Origin of the sequence: Cyanobium sp. LEGE 06143 (assembly GCF_015207535.1) — a bacterium.
In the GTDB taxonomy this organism is placed as follows: domain Bacteria; phylum Cyanobacteriota; class Cyanobacteriia; order PCC-6307; family Cyanobiaceae; genus NIES-981.
In genome coordinates this window covers 1-10413 of the sequence record NZ_JADEWP010000080.1, presented here as the reverse complement: position 1 = coordinate 10413, position 10413 = coordinate 1, and the positions used below count along the sequence as shown (strand labels likewise).

The 10413-nt window shown below is 69.8% G+C and carries 7 protein-coding genes; 6 read left to right on the top strand and 1 reads right to left on the bottom strand.

Annotated features, from left to right (window positions below):
* Positions 1-3947: translocation/assembly module TamB domain-containing protein (locus IQ216_RS07255; RefSeq protein WP_193814944.1), on the bottom strand; the 3947-nt coding region annotated here is incomplete at its 3' end.
* Positions 3948-4116: 169 nt separating this feature from the next.
* Between IQ216_RS07255 and IQ216_RS07250 the strand changes: the two genes are divergently transcribed.
* The 6 genes from IQ216_RS07250 to glgB all read left to right on the top strand — a co-directional run bounded on the left by IQ216_RS07250 (position 4117) and on the right by glgB (position 10364).
* On the top strand, positions 4117-4587 hold the full coding sequence (locus tag IQ216_RS07250) for a Ycf51 family protein (RefSeq protein WP_186696541.1): 471 nt from the start codon (positions 4117-4119) through the stop codon (positions 4585-4587).
* A gap of 52 nt (positions 4588-4639) precedes the next feature.
* Positions 4640-5002: a DUF4332 domain-containing protein gene (locus tag IQ216_RS07245; RefSeq protein ID WP_370566653.1), complete on the top strand. Its 363-nt coding sequence runs from the start codon at positions 4640-4642 to the stop codon at positions 5000-5002.
* 67 nt (positions 5003-5069) lie between these two features.
* Complete coding sequence (locus IQ216_RS07240; protein ID WP_370566652.1) at positions 5070-5411, top strand: hypothetical protein; 342 nt, start codon at positions 5070-5072, stop codon at positions 5409-5411.
* Complete coding sequence (locus IQ216_RS07235) at positions 5412-7121, top strand: CocE/NonD family hydrolase (protein WP_370566651.1); 1710 nt, start codon at positions 5412-5414, stop codon at positions 7119-7121. It abuts the gene before it with no gap.
* 50 nt (positions 7122-7171) lie between these two features.
* Positions 7172-7981 (top strand): DUF3887 domain-containing protein, encoded by an 810-nt coding sequence (locus tag IQ216_RS07230; RefSeq protein WP_193814945.1) that lies wholly within the window; start codon positions 7172-7174, stop codon positions 7979-7981.
* A gap of 70 nt (positions 7982-8051) precedes the next feature.
* Complete coding sequence (gene glgB, locus IQ216_RS07225) at positions 8052-10364, top strand: 1,4-alpha-glucan branching protein GlgB (RefSeq protein ID WP_193814943.1); 2313 nt, start codon at positions 8052-8054, stop codon at positions 10362-10364.
* Positions 10365-10413 lie beyond the last annotated feature (49 nt).

The following is a 10413-nucleotide window of genomic DNA, read 5'->3' as shown; positions in this document are numbered from 1 at the left end:
ACGTAGGCGGGGTAGAGGGCGAAGCTGAGCCGCTGATCGAAGGCTTCGCTGAGGTTACCGAGCAGGGGGGCGAGCAGGGTCTGGCCCAACACCGTGGCCAGGGCGGCGCCGGCCCCGCCTTCGGTGAGGCCCGCCAGGGAGTTGCCGCCGATCAGGGCCAGCAGCCGGTCCTGGGGCAGCGGCGGGCTGCTGCGCAGCTCGAGCGTGTCGGCAAGCCGATCGGCCGGCCCGCTCACGGACAGAAACACCCGCACCAGGTTGAGCTGATCGAGGGTGCCGGCGCCCCCCTGGGTTTCGAGCTCCGCCAGCGAAGGCCCCAGGGAGCCGCTTCCCAGGCCACCCACCTGGAGGGTGTCGGACACCCGGGTGCGCAGGGCCACATCCACGAAGGGGATCAGCCCTGCCGAGGGCGTGAACACCGCCACGTTGGGGGCCTCGGGGTCGAGGCTGAAGGTGGTGGTGAACAGAGTGAGGCGGCCACGCTTGAGCCGCACCACCCCCCGCGCCTCCAGGCTGGGATCCAGCCGGCCGTTGATGCGCAGCATCCCCTCGGAGGCAAAGCTGGCCAGGTTGGGCACCACCACGGTGAGGTCCGGGCCGAGGCTGAGGCGCAGATCGTCGAAACCGATCACGCTCGCGGCGGGCAGCAGGTCGCGCAGGTTGGCGCTCGCCCGGCTTTCCACGCCAGGCCCCAGCAGGTCCAGAGCTCTGCTGAAGTCCCAGTTCTGGAGCGCCTCACGCGACACCGTCGTGGTGCTGTCACCAGCTGCCGGCGCCGCACCCTCCGGCTGCACATTGATCGTGCCCTTGGACATGCTCAGGTCGCCGCCGATGTCCAGGGCCGCCAGGCTGCCTGACACCAGCAGGGAACCGGCCGCCACGGCCTTCACCCGCGGCAGGGCGAAGGGCACGTCCGTGAGCTCCAGACTGAGCTGGGAGGGCTCACCGTCCTCCATGACGGCTGGCTCCAGCAGGCCAAGGCTGCCACTGCCGCTGATGCTCCCCTGCGGGCCCACCTGGGCGGTGAACTCCTGCAGGAACAGCTGTTCGAAGTCGAAGAGCACGGTGGCCTGGAGGTTCTCCACCTTCTGGCCCACCAGGGTGAGCGCGGCATCGCGGAAGCGCAGAAAGCCGTTGGCGATCGGATCGTCGAGGCTGCCGCGCACCAGCAGCTGCAGGTCGCCGCCTCCCGCGTTCCACTCCAGCTCCGGGCGGGCCAGCTCGGTGAGGAAGCGCAGGCCGTCGTCGCGGCTGGCCAGGCGCAGCTCCAGCCCCTCCCTGGCTGGATTGAGCGGCACCTGGCCCGCCAGCTCGACGTTGCTCTCCGCCCCCTCGGCGCGCAGAGCCAGATCCACGTTGAGCACGTCCCCGGCCACGGCCACCGCGCCGCGCTCGAGCAGCAGGGGCGCCTCTCCGAGAGCCCCATCCTCCAGGGCGAAGTCCAGGCTGAGTTGCGGATCAGCGCCGCCCAGGCTGTAACGCCCTTGAGCCGCGATCCGGCCCCGCAGAGTCTCGGGCACGGGCGTGAGCAGGGCCACCAGGGCCAGGGGCAGGCCGGAGAGCGAGAGCTGGCCCTGGCCCATGCGGAAGGGGCCCTGCAACGTCACCTGCACGGGCTCGCTGGTGAGGGCCAGGTCCTGGTCCTGACCCGGCAGCCAGAGGTGGGCCCTGATGGAGAGATCGGCGCGGGTGTCCACCAGCCTGGGGCCGGTGAGCGTGGCATCGAGGTCGAAGCGTCCCGCCAGCTTCTCCAGCCGTTGGGCCACGGTGAGACCGCTGAGCGGATCGCGGCGGGCCCCCTGCAGGGCCGTGCGCGCCAGCTCAAGGGCCGCCAGCTGGCCATCCAGACTGCCGCCCAGGGTGTCGATCAGGAAGGTGCCGAGATCTGACGCCGTGCCCCTGGCCAGCTGGCCCTCGCCCTGCCACAGCGGCCAGGCCTCCAGGAGCTGGCGCACCAGCGGATCCCTCAGTTCCCGCCCCTTGACCGTGGCCTGGAAGGGTCCCTTCCAGCGGCCACTCCAGTCGATCGCGACTCCGCCTCCGCTGAGGGGCACCACATCGACGCGAGCCTGATAGCGGCGCTCGGTGTAGCGGCCGGAAATGCTGGCCTCCTCGGCCCAGACACCCATCAGCACCGGCTGATCCAGGCTGGCCTGGCCGCTGAAGGCGAGGGGTTGGAGTTCCAGTTCCCCCGCGCCGCTGAGGGCTCCCTTCAGCGGTTGGCGCTGGCTGCGGGGCCCCAGGGTGAGCATCACGCCATCGAGGGGGAAGGCGTCGGCGGTCCAGCGGTACAGCCGCGGCGACCCCCTCAGGGCCAGGGCCCCACCGCTGCGCCGCAACAGCACCGACTCGGGCACCCAGCGGCGATCCAGGCTCGCCTCCAGCGTGGCCGGCTCGGTGGTTCCCACGGCGCGCATCGCCAGCCGCCCGCCTCCTGCGGYGTTGCCGAACCAGTCGCCAGACCACGTTTCCGACACCCGCAGGGGGCCGGCTCCCGGGCTGGACACGGTGAGGGCGAAGTCCGGGGTCAGGCCTGTGAGCGGGCCGCGGATGCTGCCGGAGGCATTGAGCACCCCTTCGAGGTCGGTACCTACGACGGCGCTGAGCTTCGGCAGCGGGAAATCGCTGATCGCCAGGCGCAGATCCAGGGGGCCGGGGCGCAGCGGCTGACCGGGATTGAAACGCAGTGGCAGGCTGCCGCTGGCCGTGAGGTGGGCGCTGCGCAGCCGCTCCAGGCGCAGCTGCTCGCCGTTCCAGCGCAGCAGCCCGTTCCAGGAGCCGATCACGGGGTTGCTGGCCTGGCTCAGGGCAGCCTCCACCTGGGGCCTGGGCCAGCTGCCGCGCACCTGGAGCTGGCCCCGCAACGCCTGGCCCAGCAGCCCCGGCGGCGTGCCCTGGGTCTGGGGCAACTCGCTGGGCAGCAGCTGCCAGGAGCCGTCGAGCTGCAGGCGTTTGCCCAGCTCGCCCCGCACCCGCAGCCAAGAATTGAGGCGGCGCACTTCCATGGTGTCGAGGGCGAGTTGCTGGCCCTGCCAGCGGGCCTGCAGACCGACGCGGCCATCGAAGTCACCCCAGCGCCAGCCGGTGGCTGGCAGCGAGATCAGCTGACCCCTGCAGCGCAGGCGGGGCTCCCTGAGGCTCAGCGGCGGGTTGGAGCCCGGGGCCTGCCACTGCACCCGTTGCAGCCGCAGCTCCCCCTCGCACTGGGGCCCCCCATCCCGCCAGGAGAACGTGAGCCGGCCGCTGCCATCGCCCTTGAGGGAGCCGGGCAATCCCAGGAACCGGGCAGGCAGCTGCAGCGGAAACCCCTGGCTCAGCAGCTGGGCTTTGGCGCTCTGCTTGCCCMAGTTGCCCTCCCCCACCAACCGCAGGCTGCCGTCTTGACCGGCGGCGGGGCCGGAGGGCCGCACCAGCGCCCGCAGCTTGATCGTCTCAAGGTGCAGCTTCAGGTCGGCACTGCCCTCCACCTGCAGGCTCACGCCAGCGGGGGCGACGTTCAGCTGGGCGGGCTGCTCCAGCCGCAGCCGCAGATCCAGCCGCGGCGGTTCGGCGTTCGGATCACCGGGCGGCAGCACCCAGTAGCGCCCCTGGGCATTGCGGCGCAGGTTGGCCTCCAGACCGACCAGCCCGAGTTGGAGCACGGGCCGGCGCAGCCGCAGGCTGGCCAGGGGGTCCAGGCTCAGCGACAGCTGGCGCACGTCCAGGGTGGAGGCGTCGTCGGGGCCGGGCAGCACCCGGCTGGGACCCAGCATCAATCCCGACCAGCCCAGGCCGCGGTAGGGGCCGAGCTGAAGGGGGTGACCCAGGGCCCGGCCGAGGGTCGACTCCAACTGTGGCTGCACGCGCCGGTACACCCCCCCCAGCAGCGCATCGGCGGAGCCGATGACCACCCCGGTGGCCGCCATCGTGGCCACGGAAGCAAGCAGCAGGGGGGTCGGCCGCCCCAAGCGCAGAGGTCTCTTCCCAACTGGCTGATCGGCAGCCTGCCTGGCCTTGCCTGCCGCCTCTGAATGCTCTTCCCCAGGGTTCTGATCCGGCACCACCGCCATTCCCCCGGGGATGCCATCGCGCTGTGCGGGCGCAATATAACGGCGTTGCCCAGCCCCCTCCAGCCCCATGTCCACCGACCCGATCCTGTTCAGCGCGGGGGAGTGGCTCGGCGCCGCCAGCGGGGTTCTGGCCCTGCTGACCATCGCCGGCTTCCTGCAGCGCTGGGGCATCCGCTTCCGGCTGGTTGGCATCACCAGCTTCACTGCCTTGCTGGCCCTCTCCTGCCTGGCCTTCGCGATCAGCTACCGCCCCCGGGTCACCGTGCCGGGCGCCCTGGCCGTGCCGGTGGTGTACGACAACGGCGGGGATCTGGTGATCGCCACCGCCAGCGCGGACTTCCCCCTGGAGGCGGCGCTGCCGAGTGTGGAGCAGGTGGCTCTGAACCTGCGCAACAGCGGCCGCAGCACCCCCACGGGCCTGGTGCACGTGCGGCTGCGCCGGGTCGAGGCGATCGGCCCCGGGCTGAACGCGCCTGTGGTGCTGGCGGAAGCCACGCGCAACCTCAACACCGGCACAGTGGAGATCGACCCTGGCTGAGCGCGACGCCAGCCCCCATGGGGAGCCCCGCTGGAGCCTGCCCCCCCACTTCGTGCGGGAGGAGCGCCAGCTCACCGCCGCCGGCATCGGCAGCTGGAGCGGGCTGGCCGGCCTGGACGACACCGCCTTGAGGCGACTGGGCAGGGCCGGTGGGGCCAGTGAAGCGCGCCTGATCCGCCTGCGCGGCCAGGCGCGGCTGGTGATCGACGTGGGCCTGGAGCCTGCCGAGGCCGCTTTGCTGCTGTACGCCGGCGTGCCCGATCGGCGCGCCCTGGCCGAGGCCGACCCCCAGCGGCTGCTGGTGCAGATGGGCCGCCTGCAACGCAGGCTCACCGGCCTGGCAGCCCCGATGCTGAGCCTGGCCCGCTTGAGGCAGTGGATCCAGCGGGCCCGGGATCGCCGCACCAGAAACTGACCCCAGCCAGGGGAGTGACCGCATCACGCCCTTTCAAATGGAGGGGAGCCGGGAAATCCCCAGWTCCATGGCCGYGTCCAACTTGAACCAGCCYTTCTCCCTCACCCGCCAGCCCTGGCGTCGCCGTGCAGCGCCGGCGGTGGCTCTGATGCTGGCGGCCCTGGCCCTGGTGCCGCCGCTGCTGAGCCAACCCGCCCGCAGCCAGTCCCAGCTGCTCGAGAGCGTCAAGCGCAATCCAGCCAAGGCCAAGAAGCTCTGTGCCCAGCTGCGCCAGATGAATGTCGATGGTGTGTCGTACACCAGCCGCAAGGCCACCAGGGTGATCGCCACACAGGAAAACCTGAGCCCCGGCGATGCCGAGGTGCTCACCACCTACGTGGTGGGCCTCCATTGCCCCGACGTCCGCTGAGTGGTCCCCGAGGCTGAGGGCCCCGGTCCGCCTTCTCCCCAGGACCACTGGCTCACCTGCCGGGATGGCGTGCGGCTGGTGAGCCGGATCTGGGAACCGGAGGGAGAGGGCCCCTGGCCCGTGCTGTTGATGCGCCAGCCCTACGGCCGCGCCATTGCCTCCACGGTCACTTACGCCCATCCCCGCTGGTATGCCAGCCACGGCTTCCTGGTGGTGGTGCAGGACGTGCGGGGCCGGGGCGATTCGGAGGGGGACTTCGCCGGGTTCGCCCAGGAGGGCCGCGATGGCACGGACACGTTGCGGTGGGCCAGGCAGCTGCCTGGCAGCAACGGCCGTCTTGGTTGCTATGGCTTCTCCTACCAGGGATTGGCCCAGCTGCTTCTGGAAGCTGATGGCCCCCTGCCGGACTGCCTGGCCCCCGCCATGGCCGGACTCGATGAGCGCCTGCACTGGGCCAGCAGCGGCGGAGCTCACTGGTGGGCCCTCGGCCTCGGCTGGGGCCTGCAGCTGGCGGCCGAGCGCCTGCGTCGCCGCGGCGACAGCCAGGGCTGGCTGGAGATCCGCGGCGCCCTCGACAGCGGCCAGTTCCTGAGCACGGGCGCGGAGCTGCTGCAACGCCACGACCCGGGCGGCATGGCCCTGCGCTGGTTGAGCAGCGATGCGGGCGAACCCACCGCCTGGAGCCGCCACAGCCCGCCGGATGCCCTCTGGCGCCAGCCGATGCTGCTGATCGGCGGCTGGTACGACCCCCATCTCTCAGGAGTGCTGGATCTCTGGCAGCAGGCCCGCCGTCGGGGCGGCCAGCCCCTGTTACGCCTCGGCGCTTGGAGCCATTTGTGCTGGGACGGTGGCCTCGATGCGCTGCAACTGCGCTTTTTCCGCCACCACCTCCAGGACGCTCCCCTGGAGCCCACTGGGACGCCTGCCGTGGAGGCCGCCCAGGACCTGGCCCAGGCTGTGGCCCTCCAGGACTGCCGCGGAGGCCCCTGGCTGCGGGGCCCGAGCGAAGCGCCAGGTGGCCGGGAGCAGACCCCTGGGCCTCGCAGCTGGGCGCTCGGCAGTGCAGGGSTGGCTGCCGTGGACCCGCAGGAGGGCTGGCTGGCGGCCAGCGCTCCTGGCGACGGCGACGTTGGCGGTGGGGGTGGCGGGGCCCGGCCGCGTCAGCCCGTGAGCTGGGTGCACGATCCCTGGCGGCCGGTGCCGGGGCGGGGTGGGCATCTCGGCCTCGATGCCGGCCTCTGCGAGCGCAGCGACCTGGATCGGCGCACCGACGTGGCCTGCTTCAGCTCCGCCCCCCTGGAGGCCCCTGAGCTGATCGCCGGCTGGCCGCGGCTGGAGCTGCAGGTTGCCGCTGATCAGGACGGTTTCGACCTCTGCGCCGCCCTGTCGGTGCTGGAGCGCAGCGGGGCGGTGCGCCAGCTCTGCACCGGCGTGCTGCGCCAACGGGGCCCCCACTGCCGCCAGGTCCGCTGCCTGACCCTGCATCTGCAGCCGCTCTGGAGCCGCCTGGAGCCGGGGGAGCGGCTGCGGCTGTCCCTGGCTGGAGCGGCCTGGCCCCAGCTGGCCGTGAACCCGGGAACGGGGGAGCAACCCTGGGGCGGCGCGGACAGCCGCCACCGGGTGATCACCTACTGGCTGGCCACGGCGGAGTCCAGGCTGACCATCGCACCCTTCGCCTGGACAGAAGCTGGGGCAAACTGTGGCCATTGATCCCAGCGCTGCTGATGCGGTTTTCCCTGCCGTCGGGCTCCCCGCGTTCCTTGCCGCTCCTGCGGGCCAGGGCCCTCACCCTCGCTACGGGCATACTGCTGCTCGCCGGTGCCCCCCCCATGGCCTCCCGGCCGGCCCACGCCTATGGCGCAGGCATCGCCGCCACTGGCCAGGCACCGCCTGAACAGCCCGATCCTGAAGCTGGCAACGGGCTCAGTGTGGAAGAGGCCCGCGCAGCGGCGAACCGGATCATGAAGGCGGTGCAGAGCCGTGATCCCAACCTCCTTTTTGCCCAGTTCTCCGAGGAGTCCAAGGAGATCAGCAGCCCCCAGATGGTGGCTGAGAGGCTGCGCACCCAGCCGGAGCTCCTCAGCTGGGCCCTGCTCAGCGTGCGTGGGGGCCTCAACTCCACCACCGTGGAGGCCAGCTTCACCACCAGTGATGGCGTGCGCGACCTGTTCATCGTGCTCAACCCCGAGGGCGAACTCACCGGTTACCACTTCGATCTCACCGATGCCAAGGCCAGCCGGGTAGCTGCCGATTTTGTGCGCTCCCTGAGCCGGGGCCTGTACATCAGCGCCCGCAGTTTCCTCTCGCTTCCCCTCCAGGAGGAGCTCACCACCGCCACGCTCCAATCGCGCTGGCTGCAACTGCAGCGGAGCACCGGGAACTTCGTGCGGGTGGTGCGGGTGATCGAGGCCAGTCAATCCGACGACACTCGGCTCGTGTTGGTCCGCACCGAGTTCAACCGCCTCACCGATAACCTCTACGTGATCCTCAACAGCAACAACGAGATCACCGGGGTGGATTTTCCCCAGGTTCCTAACCCACCGCAGAAAGCCCCGGCTCCAGCCCGCTGAAGCTCAGCCAGGTGCCGCTCCTTGAGGGCGGAGCGGCCGCCTAAGGTCAGGTCCCCCAAGCATTGTCTCAATGGCGGTCCCCACTGTGGAGTGGATGGTCGACGATGGTCGGCGCCTGGCGGAGTGCCGCCATGACCATCCCTTTGCCGTGCTTGGCCCCCAGCCCATTGAGGACGGGCGGTGGGTGGTACGGGCCTGGCTGCCGGAAGCGGAGCAGGTGAGCCTGCTGAGCGGCGAGCTCAGCCTGCCGATGACCGCACCCCACCACCCCTGGGTGTTCGAGGCGGAGCTGTCCCACGACCCCGGACCGGCCTATCGGCTGCGGGTTCAACGGGGGGGCCTCACCCATGAGGCCCACGACCCCTGGGCCTTCCGCGACGAGTGGATGGGCGAACTTGATCGCCATCTTTTTGCCGAGGGCAACCACCACCACATCTGGCACCGCATGGGGGCCCATCGGCTGGAGCGAGACGGTGTCGCCGGCGTGATGTTCTGCCTGTGGGCACCCAATGCCCGTAGCGTGGCGGTGCTGGGCCCCTTCAACAACTGGGATGGTCGCCACCATCCGATGCAGTCGCGGCTGGGAGGCTGCTGGGAACTGTTCATCCCGGGTCTGGACGCCGGCGCCATCTACAAGTACGAGGTGCGCTCCCAGGCCGGCCACTGCTACCAGAAGGCCGACCCCTACGGCTTCCGCCACGAGGTGCGGCCCGCCAATGCCTCGATCGTGGAGCCGCTGGGTCACTTCGCCTGGAGCGACGACGGCTGGATGGGCCAGCGGGACAGCCGCAATCCGCTGGATCAGCCGATTTCGGTGTACGAGATGCACCTCGGCAGCTGGATGCACGGCAGCGCCGAGCAGCCCTTTCTGGAAGAGAACGGCCTGGCCAGAACGCCGATCCAGGCCGCAGATCTCAAACCGGGAGCACGGCTTCTCACCTATCCGGAACTGGCCGACAGGCTGATTCCCTACGTGAAGGCCCGGGGCTTCACCCACATCGAGCTGATGCCGATCTCCGAGCATCCCTTCGATGGCTCATGGGGCTACCAGGTGACGGGCTGGTACGCCCCCACCAGCCGCTACGGCACACCGGATGAATTCCGCGCCTTCGTCAACCGCTGCCATGCCGAGGGGCTGGGCGTGATTCTCGACTGGGTGCCCGGCCACTTCCCCAAGGATGCCCATGGGCTGGCGTTCTTTGATGGGGCCCACCTCTACGAGCATGCCGATCCGCGCATCGGTGAGCACAAGGAATGGGGCACCTTGATCTTCAACTACAGCCGCAATGAGGTGCGCAACTTCCTGGTTGCCAATCTGATCTATTGGTTTGAGGAGTTCCACATCGATGGCATTCGCGTTGATGCGGTGGCCTCGATGCTCTACCGCGACTACCTGCGCCCCGATGGCGAGTGGCTGGCCAACGACCAGGGGGGCCGCGAGAACACCGAAGCGGTGCTGTTCCTGCAGCAGGCCAATCATGTGCTGTTCCAGCACTTCCCGGGAGCCCTTTCCATCGCCGAGGAGTCGACAACCTGGCCGATGGTGACCCAGCCCACCGACATCGGCGGCCTCGGCTTCAACCTCAAGTGGAACATGGGCTGGATGCACGACATGCTCGATTATTTCGAGCTGGATCCATTGCATCGCCAGTTCCACCAGAACAACGTCACATTCTCGATCTGGTATGCCTACACCGAGAACTTCATGCTGGCGCTCAGCCATGATGAGGTGGTGCACGGCAAGAGCCATCTGCTGCACAAGATGCCGGGTGACGACTGGCAGAAGTTCGCCAACCTGCGCGCCCTGCTCGCCTTCATGTGGACCCACCCCGGTAAAAAGACCATCTTCATGGGCATGGAGTTTGGCCAGCGCTCCGAGTGGAATGTGTGGGGTGACCTGCAGTGGGACCTGCTCAACCACGCCCCCCATCAGGGCATCCAGCACCTCGTGGACGACCTCAACGTCTTCTACCGCTCCGAGCGGGCGCTCTGGGGCGACGACTTCAACGAGTACGGCTTCCAGTGGATTGATTGCAGTGACAACCGCCACTCCGTGATCAGTTTCATGCGACGCGAGAGTGCCACGGGTCACTGGCTGGTGGTGGTGGCCAACTTCACACCCCAGAGCCATTCCCACTACCGCATCGGTGTGCCTGTGGAGGGCTACTACAACGAGGTGTTCAACACCGACGCCGAGCGCTACGGCGGCAGCAACCTCGGCAACCTCGGCGGCCGCTGCACCGAGGACTGGGCCCTGCACGGCTACGAGCACTCCCTTGATCTGTGCCTGCCCCCCCTGGCCGTGCTGGTGTTCCAGCGGGATGAGAAGCGCAGCCAGAGGGTCTGTGACGAAGCGGCCGCTGAAGCCCTGCCAGCCGCCTGAAGCCCAGACCTGCTCAGGTAGGTTCCCTCCAAGGTCCCCACTCCACCCC

Excerpts from the sequence above, each read along its gene's own strand:
- IQ216_RS07250 (WP_186696541.1), top strand. The coding sequence starts at position 4,117 with ATGTCCACCGACCCGATCCTGTTCAGCGCGGGGGAGTGGCTCGGCGCC.
- glgB (WP_193814943.1), top strand. The coding sequence starts at position 8,052 with ATGGCGGTCCCCACTGTGGAGTGGATGGTCGACGATGGTCGGCGCCTG.